A 16,384-nucleotide genomic window follows, 5' to 3' on the forward strand; every position below is an offset into this window, starting at 1 on the left:
TCATCCTAGGGACGCGCCCGCGGTCCCTACAGTGCCGCTGCCAGCTCGGTGCCCTGCTTGATGGCCCGCTTGGCGTCCAGCTCGGCCGCGACGTCGGCGCCGCCGATCAGGTGGGCGCTGCGCCCCGCGGCGACCAGCTCCTCGTACAGGTCGCGGCGCGGCTCCTGGCCGGTGCACAGCACGACGGTGTCGACCTCCAGGACCGTGCTCTCGTCCCCGACGGTGATGTGCAGGCCGGCGTCGTCGATCCGGTCGTAGCGCACGCCGGGCACCATGGTCACGCCGCGGTGCTTCAGCTCGGTGCGGTGGATCCAGCCGGTGGTCTTGCCGAGTCCGGCGCCGACCTTGGTGGTCTTGCGCTGGAGCAGGTGGACCGTGCGCGGCGGGGCCGGCCGCCTCGGTGCGGCGAGGCCGCCCGGTGCCGTGTAGTCCATGTCGACACCCCAGTGGCGGAAGTAGGTCTCGGGGTCCTCGCTCGCCTTGTCGCCGCCGTCGGTGAGGTACTCGGCGACGTCGAAGCCGATGCCGCCGGCACCGAGGACGGCGACCCGGTCGCCGACGGGGGCGCCGTCGCGCAGGACGTCGAGATAGCCGAGGACGCGGGGGTGGTCGGCGCCGGGGATGTCGGGGGTGCGCGGGGTGACGCCCGTGGCGACGACGACCTCGTCGTAGTCGGTCAGGTCCTCGGAGCCGACCCAGGTGTCGAGGCGTACGTCCACGCCGTGGGCGTCGAGCTGGTGGCGGAAGTAGCGCAGCGTCTCGTCGAACTCCTGCTTGCCGGGGACCTTGCGGGCCACGTTCAACTGGCCGCCGATCTCGCTCGCGGCGTCGAACAGGGTGACGGCGTGGCCGCGTTCGGCGGCGCTCACCGCACAGGCGAGACCTGCAGGACCGGCGCCGACGACGGCGACGCGCTTGCGCCGCCGGGTCGGAGAGAGCACCAGTTCCGTCTCGTGGCACGCGCGCGGGTTGACCAGGCAGGAGGTGATCTGCCCGCTGAAGGTGTGGTCCAGACAGGCCTGGTTGCAGCCGATGCAGGTGTTGATGGCCTCCGGCCGGCTGGCCGCCGCCTTGTTGACGAAGTCGGGGTCGGCGAGCATCGGGCGGGCCATGGAGACCATGTCGGCGTGACCCTCGGCGAGCAACTGCTCGGCGAGTTCCGGGGTGTTGATGCGGTTGGTGGTCACCAGCGGGACGGACACCTCGCCCATGAGCTTCTTGGTGACCCAGGTGTAGGCGCCGCGCGGCACGGAGGTGGCGATCGTGGGGATACGGGCCTCGTGCCAGCCGATGCCGGTGTTGATGATCGTCGCCCCGGCGGCCTCAACGGCCTTGGCCAGGGTGACGACCTCCTCCAGGGAGGAGCCGCCCGGAACCAGGTCCAGCATGGACAGCCGGTAGACGATGATGAAGTCCTCGCCGACGGCCTCGCGCACCCGCCGGACGATCTCCACGGGGAAGCGCATCCGGTTCTCGTACGAGCCGCCCCAGCGGTCCTCGCGCCGGTTGGTCTGCGCGGCGATGAACTCGTTGATGAGGTAGCCCTCGGAGCCCATGATCTCAACGCCGTCGTATCCGGCCTGCCGGGCGAGGCGGGCGGCGCGGGCGTAGTCGTCGATGGTCCGCTCGACGTCGGCGTCGGTGAGTTCGCGGGGCACGAAGGGGCTGATCGGAGCCTGCAGCGCACTCGGGGCGACCAAATCCCGGTGGTAGGCGTACCGGCCGAAGTGCAGGATCTGCATCGCGATCCGGCCGCCCTCGCGGTGCACCGCCTCGGTGACGACCCGGTGCTGCTCGGCCTCCGCCTCGGTGGTGAGCTTGGCGCCCCCCTCGTACGGGCGTGCCTCCTCGTTGGGCGCGATGCCACCGGTGACGATCAGCCCGACTCCCCCCCGTGCGCGGGCCGCGTAGAACGCCGCCATCCGCTCGAAGCCGCGCTCGGCCTCCTCCAGACCGACGTGCATGGAACCCATGAGCACGCGGTTGGGCAGGGTGGTGAATCCCAGGTCGAGCGGGGACATCAGGTGGGGGTAACGGCTCATCGGGCCCTCCGTGCAGGGTGCGGTCGCCTCTTTGTTGTAGAGGAAGCGCGCCCCCTTGTGCAACTAGTTGCATAAAGACCCGCACGTGAGCCCGACCACTCCATAACCACCAGGACGCACACCCGGTGGGTCCTCGGTCGACCAGGTCACCGGCCACGACGGCAGGAACGACTCGGTCGGCCGGTCCGTCGGCGACGGGCCGACGCAGTGACGCCCCGGCCGACGGTGCGTCGGCCGGGGCGTCACTGCGTCGGGGCCCTCCTCAGCGGCTCTCCAGGCGCAGGTGCAGGTCGCGCTCCTGGTCGCCGGAGGCCGTGCAGGTCTCCTCGACGGCGAACATCCCGTCCAGGGTGGTGCGGAACCGGTCCACGGCCCAGTAGCCGCCCTGGACGTCCGCCAGGACGGACGCGCCGAGGCGGACCGGCGGGCAGCCCTCCTCACTGGCGTCCGCGACGTCGTACGTGCCGAGCCACACCATCGGACGGGTCTCGTGGAGCTGCCGCGGTACCTCTTCGGGAGCCCGGTCCGAGGCGAAGCAGCTGTTCAGCGCGTCGAAGACGAGGCGGGCATCCTCCTTCGAGCCGCTGATCTCCACCGAGACGGTTTCCGGGTGCGACCGGTCCGAGTTCCTCATGATCGCTCCTTTCGGGGCCGTGCTGCAGTGGAACGGGGTACCCCGCCGAACCGCTTCCATCCTCAGGAAAGCACCACCGGCCGATGAGCACACCTCAGCTGCGCGAGAACTTGTACGTCTTGCTGTCCGTGAGCACACAGAAGCCCGGCGACACGACGATCACCCGCAGGACGCCGGTCCGGCGGTCGTAGTCGATGCCCTCCGCCTCGAAGGTGCCCGAGCAGGAGCTGCGCAGCGGCAGTTGACGCAGGGCCGTGACGTGGCCGGTGACGTCCGAGGTGCCGTTCGGGGCCGCCGACAGGTCGATCTGGAGCAGCGGCTTGGTCATACCGAAGAGGGAGCCTTCCGGGTCGTCCGAGGAGCACAGCAGGGTCGTCGGGCCGGAGAAGTCGCAGCCCTGCACGTCGCGCACGGCGTGGTCGAGGTTGACCGTGGAAGCCTGCGGGAGGTTCGCGGAGGGCGAGGTGCCCGGGTTGAGGCCCGGGGTGGGGAAGACCAGGAGGCGGTTCATCGTGCCCCACTCACCCGAAAGCATCCACTGGCCGTCGGGCGAGATCGCGTCCCAGGAGTTGTTCAGGGCCTCGCCGGCGCTCAGTGTGTGCACGTACTCCGACCAGGCGCCGCCCGGCGCCTGCACGCGGAACATCTTCGAGTTGCCGGAGTCCCGCTGGTAGGGCTCGATGTAGTAGCCGTCGTACGAGGCGTCGGGGTCGCCGACATGGTTCCAGCCGCGGCTGGAAAGGCCGACGGGGATGGTGCCGATGCCGGTGTACCGGTTGGGGCTGTTCGCCGGGACCTCCACCGAGGTCAGGCCCTGGCTCTCGGTGAGCGGGTCGGCGCGGTCCGAGCCCGTCTCGGTCCAGGTGCCGGCGGCCAAAGCCGGGGCGGGTGCGGCGAGGGACACGACGGCGGCGGTGGCCAGGGTGACCAGTCCGGTGAGGACTCCGTGACAACGTTGGCAGGCGGACGCGGGCATGGCCGACTCCTCGAACGGGGGGTGGGGACACTCGGTCGGCGGACAGTCTGGCCGTGTCGACTGGTCATGTACAGACCAATGGAGCAACATGAGCGTGAACTCACACGGCCCCCGGGGAACGCTCCTGCGCGATCATCGGAGGCGACAGCCGCATCGCGATGCCACGGCGTGGTGACTTCGGCGGACGTCCGACGCCGTGTTGAGAGATGGTGGACATAGTCGACGACGGCGTCGGAGAGTCGGGTGTGAGCGCGGTAGAACAAGGGGAGTCGGCACGGGGGACGACGTGCCGTGCGGACGGGCGAAGGCGGTGCGTGGCATGAGTGCAGCCGAGGCTCCGGTGGCCGAGGGCGGCGAACCCGCGCGCGGGCCGGTGCGGCCGGGCGGGCTGCTCGACGTGCTGAGCGTGGCGTCGGTGGTACTGGACACCGACGGCCGCATCGTGCTGTGGAGCCCCCAGGCCGAGGAGCTGTTCGGGTACAGCGCGCAGGAGGCGCTCGGTCAGTACGCGGCCCGGCTGATGGTGCACGAGCGGCACATCCAGCTGGTCGGCAAGCTGTTCGCCGATGTGATGCGCACCGGCCGGAGCTGGGCCGGCGGCTTCCCCATCCGTCACAAGGACGGCAGCACCCGGCTGGTGGAGTTCCGCAACATGCGGCTGCTGGACGACCGGGGCGACGTGTACGCGCTGGGGCTCGCCGCCGATCAGTCGACCGTGCGGCGGCTGGAGCAGGACGTGGCGCTGTCCGAGCGGATGGTGAGGCAGTCGCCGATGGGGCTCGCCGTCCTGGACACCGAGCTGCGGTTCGTCTCGGTCAACCCGGCACTGGAGACGATCAACGGGCTGCCCGCCGCCGAGCACGTGGGCCGCAGGCTCCGTGAGGTCGTGCCCCGGCTGGAGGCCGAGGCACTGGAGGAGTCGGCGCGCAGGGTCCTGGACACCGGTGTGCCGCTGATCGACGAGCCCATCGTCGGGCGTACCCCGGCCGACCCGGACGAGGACCACACCTGGGCGCTGTCGCTCTACCGCCTCGAGGACGCGATGGGCAACGTGCTCGGGGTTGCGGCCTCGATGGTCGACATCACCGAGCAGCACCGGGCCTCCGTCGAGGCGGAGGCCGCGCGGCGCCGGCTCGCGGTCATCGCCGACGCCTCAGCCCGGATCGGTACGACGCTGGAGCTGGAGCGCACCGCCTGCGAGCTGGCCGAGGTGGCCGTACCCGCGCTGGCCGACGTCGCCGCCGTGGACCTGCTGGACGCGGTGGTCGAGGGCCGCCCGAGCACGCTGGGCCCGTCGGAGTCCGCGGTGATCCGGGCGCTCGCGGTGCGCCCGGCGGAGGACTCGGACGCCGTGTGCGCCGCCGACCCGCCCGGCCAGATCGCCCGGTACGCGCCCGACCGGCTGGTCACGGAGTGCGTCCGCACCGGCGAGGCCGTCCTCGTGCCCCAGGTGAAGGACGAGGACCTGCCGCGGATCGCCCACTCCCCCGAGGCGGCGAAGTCGCTGGCCCGGGCGGGCCTGCACTCGTATCTCGCGGTGCCGCTGATCGCGCGCGGCGAGGTGCTGGGCGCCCTGGACCTCAAGCGCACCCGCAATCCGGAGCCCTTCGGTGACGACGACGTCCTGCTGGCCCGGGAGCTGGCGGCCCGCGCGGCCGTGCAGATCGACAACGCCCGCTGGTACCAGAACGCCCGCAACACCGCGCTGACCCTCCAGCGCAGCCTGCTGCCCAGTCATCCGCCGGTGACGACCGGCCTGGAGGTGGCCTCCCGCTACCAGCCGGCGGGTGCCACCAGCGAGGTCGGCGGCGACTGGTTCGACGTCATCCCGCTGGACGGCGGCAGGACCGCGCTCGTGGTCGGCGATGTGATGGGCAGTGGCATCAGCGCCGCCGCCACCATGGGCCGGCTGCGCACCGCGACCACCACGCTGGCCTCGCTCGGCCTCGACCCGGCGCTGCTGCTCGAGCACCTGGACAAGACCACCTCGGACCTCGACCACTCCATCGCCACGTGCGTGTACGCCGTCCACGATCCGCATCTGCGCCAGTGCCGGATCGCCAACGCCGGCCACCTGCCCCCGGCCCGGGTCCGCCCCGGCCGCCCGCCGGAGCTGCTCGACCTGCCCACCGGGGTGCCGCTGGGGGTGGGCGGGGTGGAGTTCTCCACCGTGACCGTCGACTTCGAGCCGGGCGACGAGCTGGTGTTCTACACCGACGGGCTGGTCGAGACCCGCCGCCATTCGCTGGACGAACGCCTGGACTTCCTGCTGTCCCTGCTCGACGACCCCGCCCGCCCCTTGGAGGAGGCCTGCGACCTGCTCCTGCGGACGTTGCACCACCCCGATAACCACGACGACGTGGCCCTGCTCATCGCCCGGGCGCAGGAGCTGCCCTAGGTCCTGCGGTCACACTCCCGTCGTCCGCCGGCAAGGCCGTACGCCGATCACCACATGCGCATGCAGCTCCTCGGACACCGCGAGACGGGTCGTCAGACCCGCATCGGTGAAGGCCTCCACGGCGGCCCGGGCCTGGTGTTCGCCGGTCTCGGTCAGGAGGCAGCCGCCGGGGGCGAGCCACTCTGGTGCCCCGGCGGCCACCCGGCGCAGCACGTCGAGGCCGTCCGCGCCGCCATCGAGAGCGGCCGGCGGCTCGTGGTCGCGGGCCTCCGCGGGGAGGAACGCCAATTCGGCGCTGGGGACGTAGGGCACGTTGGCCGCGAGGATGCCGACGCGGCCCCGCAGCGCGGCCGGCAGGGCGTCGAACAGGTCGCCCGCGTGGGCCCGGCCGTCGTAGGGGGCGAGGTTGCGGCGGGCGCAGCGTACGGCGGCGGGGTCGATGTCGGCGGCGTGCACCTCGACGGCGCCGAGCGCGCCGGCCAGGGCCGCAGCGAGCGCACCGGAGCCGCAGCACAGGTCGACGACGACCCGTGCGTCCGGAGCCTGGGCCAGCGCCTGATCGACCAGGAACTCGGTACGGCGGCGGGGGACGAAGACGCCGGGTTCCACAGCGATGCGCAAGCCGTGGAACTCGGCCCAGCCGAGGACGTGTTCGAGGGGGAGTCCGGCGGTGCGCCGGTCCACCATCGCGGCCAGTTCCTCAGGGGTCCGGGCGGTCGCGAGGAGCAACTCCGCCTCGTCCTCGGCGAAGACGCACCCGGCGGCGCGCAGTGCGGAGACGACCGCAGGGACGGAGGAAGAGGGCACTGCGGGCAAGGAGGGCAGGGAGGGCATGGAAGCCGAGAGCCTTTCGGGAACCTGGATTCGAAGGGCGCTCTCGCGGTCACCGGTGCCGGTGTTCCGCGCTGTCACAGCAAGCTGTCACCAGGAGAGAGCACCCCAGCCGACACAGCGGTAATGGGTCTCACCTCCTCGGCAGCCTGCGCCCGCGAACCGTCCGCGGCCGGATGGCCACGATACCCCAGCCCCCGGACCGGCCGTCGGCTGCTCGGGGTTCGGGAAAACGGCCCGGGGCGGGCCCGTTACGACCGCCGCGATGACGACTCATTCTGCTGACAGATGCGGGCCCGGCCGGGGCCCGACGTCGTCGTGGTCCTGACGGACGGACAGACGCCCTGGCCGGACACCCGACCGTCGTGCCGGACGGTGGTGGGCCTGTTCCCACGGGAGCGGCCGGCGCGGGCCTGGCGGGACTCACCGCCCGAGTGGGCGCGGGTGGTGACGATCGGGTCGGCCGGCCGGTGAGCCGGCCGGCGGGAGGGGCTCCGCCCGCTACCGGGCGGCACGCTCCTTCTGCCGGTACGACGGCCGCTCACACGCCGACCGTCTCCTCGGCCTCTTCCTCGGCGTCTGCGAGGGTCTCCTGCTCGACGCTCGGCGCGGGCCCGGGAAGAACGGGCGCCCGCCGGGGTGCCCGGCTGCGCTCGTGGGCGGCGGCGATCGCGGTCACGGCGAGACCGGCGAGGAGCCAGACCACGAGCGTCCACACGTTGCGCGCGAGGTCGTCGTCGCCGAAGTAGAGCAGGCTGCGGATGCCCTCGACGAAGCCGGCGCCGTTCCAGAAGGCGTGCAGGGTACCGAAGAAGCCGTTCTGCAGCTCGGGCCGGAACAGACCGCCGGAGCTGGTGAAGTTGAGCATCACGAAGAGCACCATCATGGTCAGCGTGGTCCAGCGCTTCAGGAAGGTGTGCAGGCCGACGCCGATGAGGAGGATGCCCGCGGAGTAGAGCCACGCCATGCCCCACAGACTCGCCAGATCGTGGTGGGCGAGATGGAAGACCGGCCCGGCGAGCAACGCGCCGATGCCGCTGACCACGGCGGAGACAGCGAGCGCGAGCAGCGCCCGTACCCGCATCGGGAGGGTGGCGCCCGCGGCGCCGAGGGCGGCGACCGAGGCGTAGGAGCCGATGCTGAGCGCGATCAGCAGGAAGAACAGGCCCTGCCCGGTGGGGTCGTCGGCGACCGGTGCGGCCACGTCTGTGACCTTCAGCGGGACGCCCTCCTCGGCGGCGACCGGGGTGAAGACCTTCTCCACGGCCGTCGCGCCCATGTCGGACGCGGCGGTGGCCACCAGCAGCTCGGGCGCCTCGGCGCTCGGCACATAGGCACCGGTGACGTCCCGGGACCTCAGCAGGCCGACCGCGTCGGCGCGGGTGGCGACGGTGCGGACGTCGAGCTTGTCCCCCGCGGTGTCCTTGACGGTCTGGGCGAACACCTTCGCCCGGGGCCCGGCGCCGACTACTGCGACGGGCAGGTGGTGCGGCTCCGGGGTCACGAAGGCCCCCATGTAGGCGAGCCCCATGCCGATGCACATCAGCAGCGGGGTGATCAGGTGCGTGAGCACATGGCGCAGTGCCGGTGACCTCATCGCGCGCGACCTCCAAAGGTTGGCTTATGCAACTTCTACTCCAAGTTGTACTATACAACTAGAGCGGTGGACGCGGAATTCCCCGTGGGTGTTCAGGAGGTGATCCCGTGACGGCGACGGAGACGGCCGTGGAGACGATCCAGCGCGAGATGACGATCTTCGCGCGCCGGGCCCGCGCCTCGGCGGGGCGCATGCACCCCGAGCTGTCGCTGGTGTCGTACACCCTGCTCGGCCACCTGGAGGAGAGCGGTGGCTGCCGGGCGACGGACCTCGCGGCGCACTACGCCCTGGACAAGTCGACGGTGAGCCGCCAGGTGTCCGCGCTGGAGCGGGCCGGGCTGATCGAGCGGCGCCTGGATCCGGAGGACCACCGGGTCCAGGTGCTGCACCTGACCGAGGCCGGCCAGGAGATCCTCGCCCAGGTGACCCGCAGCCGCCGGGCCGCCTTCCGGGAACGGCTCGCCGACTGGCCGGCGGAGGACCTGGTCCGCTTCGCGGCCTACCTGGAGCGGTACAACGCCGGGCCGTCCGGCGCCGAGTCCGGCTGAGAGCGGAATCCGCACCCTCCCGGTGATCGGACTCCGGCTCGCCTCGACGGGCGCCCGCGGGGTGGCCGTCGGCAAGTGGCGCCGTTCCCCCCTCGGGGGCCGGAAGCCGGATCGGGCCGGGTGTCCGTGTGCCCGCCCCGGCTCCTGTCCGCACTCCGTGTCCGCCGGTGCCGTCCCGTGCCCTGCCGGCGCGAGCTCGGCCAGGTGCTGCTGCCGAGGGATGCCCGGGCACGACGGTGTGGAGGGCCGTGACCGGGCCTGCCCAGGGCACCGGGCGATCACGGCACCGGTACGGCCGCCCGCCCGTCCGTCAGGTGCTCGGGCGCTCGGGCAGCCAGGAACTCCGTGCGGCGACGGAACCGGAAGCCCAGGGACTCGTAGAGCCGGATGGCGCTGGTGTTCCTGGCGCTGGTGTGCAGGAACGGGGTCTCACCGCGCTCCCGGATGCCGTGCGCGACCGCGAGGATCAGCCGGCTGGCCAGCCCCTCTCCACGGTGGGCCGGGTCGGTGCAGACCGCACTGATCTCGGTCCAGCCGGGCGGGTGCAGACGCTCCCCCGCCATGGCGATCAGCGCGCCCTCGCGGCGGATGCCGAGATAGGTGCCGAGTTCGACGGTGCGCGGCAGGAACGGGCCCGGCTGGGTACGGGCCACCAGATCGAGCATCTCGGGCACGTCCGCCGGGCCCAGACGGACCGCCTCCGCGTCCGGTGCCGCGGCGAGACCGTCGTCCACGAACTGGACGCCCTCCACCCGGAAGGTGATCTCCCAGCTGTCCGGCACCTGCCCGCAGAATCCGGCCAGCGGCACTTCGGCGCCGGGGCCGGCCAGCGCGGCGAGATCCGCCCAGTCGTCCGCGTCCGGCTCGGCGGGCAGGGCCAGCCACGGGGAGACGTCGACCGGGTAGCGCAGCACGCGGCCGCGCCGCTCGGCGAAGTGGGCGTGCGGGCCGGTCAGGGCGGCAAGGGCGGGGTTGTCCAGGACGTGCGGTGCCTCGGTCGCCTCGCGACCGGGCGCGCCCGAGCCCCGGTCGGCACCCGCCGGTTCGCCCCCAGGGGTCAGGTCGCTCATGCGACCACCTCGATCAGGATCTTGCCCCGGGTGTGCCCGTTCTCGACGGCACGCGGGGCCTCCTCGGCCCGGGCCGGCGGGAAGGTGCCGGTGACGTGCGGGTTCAGCGCTCCTCGCGGGACGAGGTCGGTAACCGCGTCCAGGACGGCGGCGGTGCGGGCGCGTGCCACCCGGGAGCCACCCCCGTCGACTCCCGCCGCGCGGACGGCGGCCAGGAGCCGGCCGGGGCCGGGGCTCAGCCGTTCCACGTCGGTCAGCGCCCCGGTCTCCGGTCCGCCGTACCGCGTGAAGACGTACGCCATGGGCATCCTCTTTCCTCGCTTCCGTTGTGCTGCACCGGCGCACCAACCGGCATTCAGCGCCAAGGAGGTGCGCGGTCGGGCTATTCCCGGCCCCGCGCAGAGTTCATACGGCCGCAATGCCCGGGGCCACTGACCTGGGACGGAACACCGGCGCCGACAGCGTACGGTTGAACCATGAACGTCACCCGAGGCTTCACGGGTCGCCCGCGCGCCCTCAACCCAGGGCTGCCACCGGGGCAGTACGACGCGGGCGACGACTGGCCCGTCCTGTCCGCCGAGGTCACCCCCGAGCTCAGGCCGGCCGACTGGTCCTTCCGCGTCGACGGACTGGTGGAGCGGCCGCACACCTGGGACTGGGAGCAGGCGCACGCCCTGCCCTCGTCGTCGTACGAGGGCGACATCCACTGTGTGACCAGCTGGTCGAAGTTCGGAGTGCGGTTCGGCGGCGTCTCGTTGGACACGTTCTTCCATGTGGTGCGGCCCCATGGGTCGGCCACCCACGCGATCGCCTATTCGCACACGGGTTACACCACGAACCTGCCGCTCGCCGACCTCACCGGCGGGCGTGCCTGGATCGCCTGGGAGTTCGACGGTGAGCCGCTCGCGCCCGAGCACGGCGGTCCGGCGCGGCTGCTGGTGCCGCACCTGTACTTCTGGAAGAGCGCCAAGTGGATCGCCGGCATCACGCTCCTCGACCACGACGAGCCGGGTTTCTGGGAGCGCAACGGCTACCACGAGCGGGGCAACCCGTGGGAGGAGCAGCGGTACTCCGGTGACTGAGACGGTGACGACGACCTTCACTCCCCCGTCGCGCTTCGCCGTGCCCGGGCGTATCGCCGTGAGCAACCAGACGGCGGCGGTGTGGCAGACGGCCGCACTGACGGAGATCCGGCGCGAGACGCCGCACGCGGCCACCTTCCGGCTCGCGGTGCCCGACTGGGCCGGGCACCTGCCCGGACAGCACCTGATGCTGCGGCTGACCGCGGAGGACGGCTATGTGGCCCAGCGCCACTACTCGATCGCGTCCGCGCCGGACGACTCCGGCCACATCGAGCTGACCTTGGACCATGTGCCGGACGGCGAGGTCTCGGGCTGGTTCCACACGCTGGCCAGGCCCGGTGACACGGTCGAGGTGCGCGGCCCGCTGAGCGGCTTCTTCGCCTGGCCGGGCGACCGGGCCGCCCTGCTGCTCGGGGCCGGTTCCGGGGTCGTACCGCTGATGTCGATGGTGCGTCACCACCGGGCGCGGGGCCTGAGCGTGCCGCTGCGGATGCTGGTGTCGGCGCGCAGTCCCGAGGAACTGATCTACGCCCGGGAGCTGGGCGCGGAGACGAACGCCGTCTTCACCCGCAGCGCTCCCCAGGGTGTGCCGGTGGGTCGTATGACGGCCGCACATGTGGCACCACTCCTGGCTGAGCAGCCTCCGGGTGGTTGGGAGGCCTATGTGTGCGGCTCCAACGGGTTCGCCGAGCACGCCTCCCGGCTGCTGGTCGAGGCGGGCCAGCCGGTCGAGCGGATCCGCATCGAGCGCTTCGGCTGAGCACGCCACCGCGCAACGCCACCGATCACGCCGCCGCCCACGCCGCCGCGGGGCGCATGCCGCATGCCGTGCTCCATGAGGGCTTGAAGTCGCGGTAGCCGGCGGGAGCCGAGGTGCGCCGTACGGGGTACAAGTCGGATGTGGACGCTCGCGCACGGCGGCGGGGCGGACGACCGGTGACGCGGCTCGCCCGGCTCTCCGGCTCCAGCGGCGAGGAGGTGGACATGCGTACCCGGGTGCGTGGCTGGCGCTGGCGGCGCAATCCGCTGCGGCGCCGGTCGGACGTCGTGGAGGCGTGGACGGTGCTGGTCGTCGCCGTCCTGCTGTTCGTGGTCGCACCCCTGGTCGGGGTGGCGGCGGGTCTGCGCGCCCATGACCAGGCGCAGACGCTCGCGGTCGCGCAGCGGGCCGAGCGGCACCACGTGCGGGCCATGGTCGTCGCCAACACGCCCCGGCGGCTGCCCACCGTGCAGGGCGATCGCGAGCATCCCTACCGGGCCCGGGTCCGCTGGACCGAACCGGGCAGGGCCACGCGTACCGCGCTGGCCCGCGTACCGGCGGGGAGCCGGGCCGGTGACGTGGTGACCGTGTGGTTCGACGCCCGGGGACGCAGCGTGGCACCGCCCCCGGACGACGTCGCCGTCTGGCAGCACACGGTCACCGTCGGCGTGTGCGCGGCGGGCGGCGCGGCGGGCGTCGTCCTGCTCGGGCACGCCGTGGAGCGCCGGATCGCGCTGCGGTACCGGCTGGCCGAGTGGGAACGCGAATGGGCGCGCACGGGACCGAAGTGGACCCAGCCCAGGACCTGACCCGTCGGGTGACCCGATCACCACAACCCCGGTGTCCGCCCTCATCGTGCGTGCGCGGCAAGCGATTTCGCCCCTCTGGCCTGTGCGTCGACCGCGCGTGAGGGGCGACGAACCGGGCCCGCACCCCGCACGGTCCTGTCGAGTCATCCGATCATCCACGTACGGTGAGATCCCGCAGTCCCCCGCACGCCCCCTTCACGAAGGCGGTTGTCGATGGCCCTGTTCGACCTCCCGATCGACGAACTGCGCGCGTACCGCAGCGACTCCAGCGCGCCCGAGGACTTCGACGCCTTCTGGGCCAAGACGCTCCAGGGGGCGCGCGAACACGACCTGGACGCCCGCTTCGAGCCGGTGGACACGGGGCTGTCCACCGTGCGGGTGTACGACGTCACGTTCGCCGGGTTCGGTGGGCACCCGGTCAGGGGCTGGCTGCGGCTGCCGGTGGCGGTCACGGAGCCGCTGCCGCTGGTGGTGGAGTTCATCGGCTACGGCGGCGGGCGCGGTCTGGCGCACGAGAGGCTGCTGTGGGCGTCGACGGGCCGGGCGCACTTCGTGATGGACACGCGCGGACAGGGCAGCGCCTGGGGCGGCGGGGGCGGCACGGCGGACCCGGTGGGCGCCGCGCCCGCGTATCCCGGGTTCATGACGCGGGGCCTCGACGCACCCGAGAACTACTACTACCGCCGTGTGTTCACGGACGCCGTGCGCGCGGTGGAGGCGGCCCGCGCCCACCCGCTCACCGACGCGGCGCGGACCGTGGCGACCGGGGAGAGCCAGGGCGGCGGCATCGCCCTCGCCGTCGGCGGGCTGGTCCCCGACCTGGTGGCGGTCGCCCCGGACGTGCCGTTCCTGTGCGACTTCCCGCGCGCCACGACCGTGACGGACCGGCACCCGTACCGGGAGATAGGCCTGTTCCTCAAGACGCACCGCGGCCGCGCGAGCGACGTGCTGCGCACCCTCTCCTACTTCGACGGCGTGCACTTCGCGGCGCGCGGCCGGGCCCCGGCCCTCTTCTCGGCGGCCCTGGAGGACCAGACCTGCCCGCCGTCCACGGTCTTCGCGGCGTTCAACGCCTGGGCGCACGAGGACAAGGCGATCGAGGTGTACGACTTCAACGACCACGAGGGCGGCGGGCCGTTCCAGGAGGAGCGGAAGCTGCGTTGGCTGCGCACGTACGCCTGAGGGGCGGACCGGGGGACGGCTCCTCGCCCGTCCCTCCTGTCCGACCGGAGCCGGCTTCGACCGGCCGGGGGGCCGCGTACGGCTTTCGGACACGACGGGTCCGGTGGTTCCCGCGGGCTCGCCGACCCGGGGGCGCGGCTCGCCGGACCGCGCGATGCACCGGACGGCGCCGCACATCGCGGCCGACCCCGGCGGAACGGCGCTGGTGGACGCCCTCCACGGCGCCCCTGTGCCGACCGGTTCGCGCGGGTGGGTTTCGGCCGAACCGGCAAACCGCTCTTCCCTTGTGGTTTAGACCAATGCTAGATGTGGTCGCGCAATGAGCCCGCACGGTTACGTCTTGTCACCAACAGGAGGCGCGGCATGGCCCGCACCACCCCGCACGAACCCCCGCAGTCCGACGGCCGGCCCCTGTACTGGCGGGTCGCGTCACTGCTGCTCGACGAACTGCACGACGGCACCATCCCGCCCGGTGAACGGCTGCCGGGCGAGCGGCACCTGGCCCGGCACTTCGGGGTCAGCCGGGAGACCGTCCGGCAGGCGCTCGAGGTCCTGCGCCGCGGTGGTCTGGTCGCCACCGACCGGCGGGGCAGCCATGCCACGCTGCCGGGCCGCCCGGTCGAGGACCCGGTCTCCCTCGCCTTCCCGGTGGGAGCGCGGCCGGCCGACCCTTGGGCGGTGGACCGGGCGACGGTGACGTGGGAGGCGCCGCCGCCGGAGCACGCCAAGGCGCTGGGGCTGGCCCCGCACCGGCCGACGCTGGTGCACCGCTACCGGTCGGCCACGCCCGACGGCCGGTCGCTGCGTACGGCGGTGACGTCGTTCTCGGCCGTGGCGCTGGCCGAGGTCGCGGAGCTGGGCCGCTACCGGGGCCGGGCCGACGGGGCCACTCCCGCCCAGCTGCGCCGCGCCTACGACTGGATGCGCAAGGCCGGTCTGACCCTGCACCACCGGGACTCCATCACCCAGCTCGGCGACGCCTCCTCGGTGCGGGTGACCCGGCAGGTGCGCGACCAGTACGCGCGCCCACTGGAGATCACCGAACTGGTGGTGAACGCCGAACGGGACGCGTTGGTCTACGAGTTCACGCTACCGGCGGCGGGGTAGCACCGTCCGCGCGGCGCGCCACCACGAGCCGGACGCGTGGGCTGCCGTCACCGCGCCGCCCGAACTCGGGCAGAGCCCGCAGCTCGACCGTGAAATCGGCGCGCGCCAACTCCCCCAGCACGTCGCCCAGCCGGAAGGCCCGGTAGTACATGACGAACGGCGGTCGCCACAGGGCGTTGCGCACCCGCATCACCGCGTCGAAACCGAGCAGCGTCCAGAAGGCGGGGCCGGAGGGGCGGGGCGGGGCGAGGACCGGGAAGGCGAAGCGGCCGCCCGGCCGCAGCACCGAGTGGACCTGGGTGAACAGCCCGGGCAGCTCCCGGGGCAGGAAGTGACCGAACGCGCCGAAGCTGACCACCAGGTCGAACGCGGCCGTGAACGGCAGGGCCCGGGCGTCGCCACGCACCCAGGCGACGCCCGGGCCGGCGGACGGGACCCGGCGGCGGGCGACGTCGAGCATGCCCGCGCTGAAGTCGACCCCGGTGACGCTGTGGCGGCACAGCCCGGCCAGGACGTCGATCCCGGCTCCGGTCCCGCAGCACAGGTCGAGCCCGTCGTCGAACGGGCCGAGCGGGACGAGGGCCTTCGCGACGGCCTCCAGCACCGCCTCCGGGGTCCGGAAGGGTGTGTGGTCGAACTTCGGGGCCAGCAGGTCGTAGCCGTGCTCGACGGACGACAGCGCCTGCACGGCGAGTTCGCGGAGCGTGGGGCCTTCGGGGCTGAACATCCCGTCAGCCTAGGGGGATCCGCTGTTTCAGGACCTCGAGAACGCGCGCGCACCAGCGCAGGTTCTCCTCCTCGAAGGCGATCCCGGCCATGAGGGTGAGGTAGGGGCCGATCCGGTCGGCCGTACGGAGGTACTCCTCCTCGGTCCGCCCGGCCAGGAGGCGTTCACGCACCCGCTCGTAGCGGTCGAGCTTCCCGCGCGCCCAGCCCCTGCGCTCCTCGATCAGCGCCCGGATCACCTCCGGGTCGCCGCCGTCCAGGGCCTGGATCTTGATGAGGAGTTCGTCGCGGACGGCCGTCGGCCGCTTCGGCGGTTCGGCGGCGAAGGACCGCAGCTGGGACCGGCCGGCCTCGGTGAGGGTGAACATCCGCTTGTTGGGCCGGCGTTCCTGCTGCACCGTCCGGGCCTCGACCAGCCCGTCCTGCGCGAGGCGCTCCAGCTCCCGGTACAGCTGCTGGGGGGTGGCGGGCCAGAAGTTGGCGAGCGAGACGTCGAACACCTTCGACAGCTCGTAACCCGAGGCCTCGCCCTCCAGCAAGGCAGCCAGGACGGCGTACTTGAGCGACATGTGGACACGCTAACAGCAGACGATTAATCTCATCCGCACCTAATCAATTAATT

The 16,384-nt window shown here is 72.7% G+C and carries 16 protein-coding genes and 2 pseudogenes; 8 read left to right on the top strand and 10 right to left on the bottom strand.

Features of this window, described 5'->3' with window-relative positions; translation table 11 throughout:
* Positions 1-26: 26 nt before the first annotated feature.
* The 3 genes from ACFZDC_RS14430 to ACFZDC_RS14440 all read right to left on the bottom strand — a co-directional run bounded on the left by ACFZDC_RS14430 (position 27) and on the right by ACFZDC_RS14440 (position 3,652).
* Positions 27-2,042, bottom strand: a complete 2,016-nt coding sequence (locus ACFZDC_RS14430; protein ID WP_391323633.1) for an FAD-dependent oxidoreductase — start codon at positions 2,040-2,042, stop codon at positions 27-29.
* Positions 2,043-2,304: 262 nt separating this feature from the next.
* Positions 2,305-2,676 (bottom strand): hypothetical protein, encoded by a 372-nt coding sequence (locus ACFZDC_RS14435; RefSeq protein ID WP_391323635.1) that lies wholly within the window; start codon positions 2,674-2,676, stop codon positions 2,305-2,307.
* 94 nt (positions 2,677-2,770) lie between these two features.
* On the bottom strand, positions 2,771-3,652 hold the full coding sequence (locus tag ACFZDC_RS14440) for a hypothetical protein (protein ID WP_391323637.1): 882 nt from the start codon (positions 3,650-3,652) through the stop codon (positions 2,771-2,773).
* Positions 3,653-3,971: 319 nt separating this feature from the next.
* On the opposite strand from ACFZDC_RS14440, the gene ACFZDC_RS14445 reads away from it, so the two are divergent.
* On the top strand, positions 3,972-6,050 hold the full coding sequence (locus ACFZDC_RS14445) for a SpoIIE family protein phosphatase (protein WP_391323639.1): 2,079 nt from the start codon (positions 3,972-3,974) through the stop codon (positions 6,048-6,050).
* 9 nt (positions 6,051-6,059) lie between these two features.
* Here ACFZDC_RS14445 and ACFZDC_RS14450 read toward each other — a convergent pair whose 3' ends face one another.
* Complete coding sequence (locus ACFZDC_RS14450; RefSeq protein ID WP_391323641.1) at positions 6,060-6,884, bottom strand: putative protein N(5)-glutamine methyltransferase; 825 nt, start codon at positions 6,882-6,884, stop codon at positions 6,060-6,062.
* A 285-nt stretch (positions 6,885-7,169) separates the two neighbouring features.
* On the opposite strand from ACFZDC_RS14450, the pseudogene ACFZDC_RS14455 reads away from it, so the two are divergent.
* Positions 7,170-7,355, top strand: a pseudogene (locus ACFZDC_RS14455) (hypothetical protein); the annotation flags it as partial.
* 67 nt (positions 7,356-7,422) lie between these two features.
* On the opposite strand, the gene ACFZDC_RS14460 reads toward ACFZDC_RS14455, so the two are convergent.
* A complete protein-coding gene (locus ACFZDC_RS14460) occupies positions 7,423-8,478 on the bottom strand; it encodes a hypothetical protein (RefSeq protein WP_391323643.1) in 1,056 nt (351 codons plus the stop codon).
* A 149-nt stretch (positions 8,479-8,627) separates the two neighbouring features.
* Between ACFZDC_RS14460 and ACFZDC_RS14465 the strand changes: the two genes are divergently transcribed.
* Positions 8,628-9,026 carry a MarR family transcriptional regulator gene (locus ACFZDC_RS14465; RefSeq protein ID WP_391324036.1) on the top strand — a complete coding sequence of 133 codons (399 nt, stop codon included), beginning with the start codon at positions 8,628-8,630 and terminating at the stop codon, positions 9,024-9,026.
* 278 nt (positions 9,027-9,304) lie between these two features.
* On the opposite strand, the gene ACFZDC_RS14470 is transcribed toward ACFZDC_RS14465, so the two are convergent.
* From ACFZDC_RS14470 to ACFZDC_RS14480, 3 genes and pseudogenes are all read right to left on the bottom strand, one after another.
* A complete protein-coding gene (locus ACFZDC_RS14470) occupies positions 9,305-10,096 on the bottom strand; it encodes a GNAT family N-acetyltransferase (RefSeq protein WP_391323645.1) in 792 nt (263 codons plus the stop codon).
* Positions 10,093-10,266: a zinc-binding dehydrogenase gene (locus tag ACFZDC_RS14475; RefSeq protein WP_391324038.1), complete on the bottom strand. Its 174-nt coding sequence runs from the start codon at positions 10,264-10,266 to the stop codon at positions 10,093-10,095. The genes ACFZDC_RS14470 and ACFZDC_RS14475 overlap by 4 nt, the downstream gene beginning before the upstream one ends.
* A 15-nt stretch (positions 10,267-10,281) precedes the next feature.
* Positions 10,282-10,404, bottom strand: a pseudogene (locus ACFZDC_RS14480) (NADP-dependent oxidoreductase); the annotation flags it as partial.
* 168 nt (positions 10,405-10,572) lie between these two features.
* Here ACFZDC_RS14480 and ACFZDC_RS14485 point away from each other — a divergent pair.
* The 5 genes from ACFZDC_RS14485 to ACFZDC_RS14505 all read left to right on the top strand — a co-directional run bounded on the left by ACFZDC_RS14485 (position 10,573) and on the right by ACFZDC_RS14505 (position 15,036).
* On the top strand, positions 10,573-11,178 hold the full coding sequence (locus tag ACFZDC_RS14485; RefSeq protein WP_391323647.1) for a molybdopterin-dependent oxidoreductase: 606 nt from the start codon (positions 10,573-10,575) through the stop codon (positions 11,176-11,178).
* Positions 11,179-11,182: 4 nt separating this feature from the next.
* Entirely contained in the window at positions 11,183-11,938 is a 756-nt protein-coding gene (locus ACFZDC_RS14490) for an FAD-binding oxidoreductase (RefSeq protein ID WP_391324040.1), read from the top strand.
* Between the two features lie 224 nt (positions 11,939-12,162).
* Entirely contained in the window at positions 12,163-12,747 is a 585-nt protein-coding gene (locus ACFZDC_RS14495; RefSeq protein WP_391324042.1) for a hypothetical protein, read from the top strand.
* A 213-nt stretch (positions 12,748-12,960) separates the two neighbouring features.
* Positions 12,961-13,929 carry an acetylxylan esterase gene (locus tag ACFZDC_RS14500; protein WP_391323649.1) on the top strand — a complete coding sequence of 323 codons (969 nt, stop codon included), beginning with the start codon at positions 12,961-12,963 and terminating at the stop codon, positions 13,927-13,929.
* A 363-nt stretch (positions 13,930-14,292) separates the two neighbouring features.
* The gene (locus ACFZDC_RS14505; protein ID WP_391323650.1) at positions 14,293-15,036 is read left to right on the top strand and encodes a GntR family transcriptional regulator; all 744 of its coding nucleotides are present in this window, start codon (positions 14,293-14,295) and stop codon (positions 15,034-15,036) included.
* Here the strand turns inward: ACFZDC_RS14505 and ACFZDC_RS14510 are convergent.
* Both ACFZDC_RS14510 and ACFZDC_RS14515 read right to left on the bottom strand, forming a co-directional pair.
* On the bottom strand, positions 15,014-15,763 hold the full coding sequence (locus tag ACFZDC_RS14510) for a methyltransferase domain-containing protein (RefSeq protein ID WP_391323652.1): 750 nt from the start codon (positions 15,761-15,763) through the stop codon (positions 15,014-15,016). The two genes, ACFZDC_RS14505 and ACFZDC_RS14510, sit on opposite strands and share 23 nt — an antisense overlap.
* Positions 15,764-15,767: 4 nt before the next feature.
* A complete protein-coding gene (locus ACFZDC_RS14515; protein WP_391323655.1) occupies positions 15,768-16,331 on the bottom strand; it encodes a helix-turn-helix transcriptional regulator in 564 nt (187 codons plus the stop codon).
* Between the last annotated feature and the right edge of the window lie 53 nt (positions 16,332-16,384).

This window comes from Streptomyces sp. NPDC007905, assembly GCF_042959345.1.
Lineage (GTDB): Bacteria > Actinomycetota > Actinomycetes > Streptomycetales > Streptomycetaceae > Streptomyces.

What these genes read in the sequence shown, in the direction of transcription:
- ACFZDC_RS14430 (WP_391323633.1), bottom strand. Translation starts at nt 2,042, where the DNA reads ATGAGCCGTTACCCCCACCTGATGTCCCCGCTCGACCTGGGATTCACC.
- ACFZDC_RS14435 (WP_391323635.1), bottom strand. Translation starts at nt 2,676, where the DNA reads ATGAGGAACTCGGACCGGTCGCACCCGGAAACCGTCTCGGTGGAGATC.
- ACFZDC_RS14440 (WP_391323637.1), bottom strand. Translation starts at nt 3,652, where the DNA reads ATGCCCGCGTCCGCCTGCCAACGTTGTCACGGAGTCCTCACCGGACTG.
- ACFZDC_RS14445 (WP_391323639.1), top strand. Translation starts at nt 3,972, where the DNA reads ATGAGTGCAGCCGAGGCTCCGGTGGCCGAGGGCGGCGAACCCGCGCGC.
- ACFZDC_RS14450 (WP_391323641.1), bottom strand. Translation starts at nt 6,884, where the DNA reads ATGCCCTCCCTGCCCTCCTTGCCCGCAGTGCCCTCTTCCTCCGTCCCT.
- ACFZDC_RS14460 (WP_391323643.1), bottom strand. Translation starts at nt 8,478, where the DNA reads ATGAGGTCACCGGCACTGCGCCATGTGCTCACGCACCTGATCACCCCG.
- ACFZDC_RS14465 (WP_391324036.1), top strand. Translation starts at nt 8,628, where the DNA reads ATGACGATCTTCGCGCGCCGGGCCCGCGCCTCGGCGGGGCGCATGCAC.
- ACFZDC_RS14470 (WP_391323645.1), bottom strand. Translation starts at nt 10,096, where the DNA reads ATGAGCGACCTGACCCCTGGGGGCGAACCGGCGGGTGCCGACCGGGGC.
- ACFZDC_RS14485 (WP_391323647.1), top strand. Translation starts at nt 10,573, where the DNA reads ATGAACGTCACCCGAGGCTTCACGGGTCGCCCGCGCGCCCTCAACCCA.
- ACFZDC_RS14495 (WP_391324042.1), top strand. Translation starts at nt 12,163, where the DNA reads ATGCGTACCCGGGTGCGTGGCTGGCGCTGGCGGCGCAATCCGCTGCGG.
- ACFZDC_RS14500 (WP_391323649.1), top strand. Translation starts at nt 12,961, where the DNA reads ATGGCCCTGTTCGACCTCCCGATCGACGAACTGCGCGCGTACCGCAGC.
- ACFZDC_RS14505 (WP_391323650.1), top strand. Translation starts at nt 14,293, where the DNA reads ATGGCCCGCACCACCCCGCACGAACCCCCGCAGTCCGACGGCCGGCCC.
- ACFZDC_RS14510 (WP_391323652.1), bottom strand. Translation starts at nt 15,763, where the DNA reads ATGTTCAGCCCCGAAGGCCCCACGCTCCGCGAACTCGCCGTGCAGGCG.
- ACFZDC_RS14515 (WP_391323655.1), bottom strand. Translation starts at nt 16,331, where the DNA reads ATGTCGCTCAAGTACGCCGTCCTGGCTGCCTTGCTGGAGGGCGAGGCC.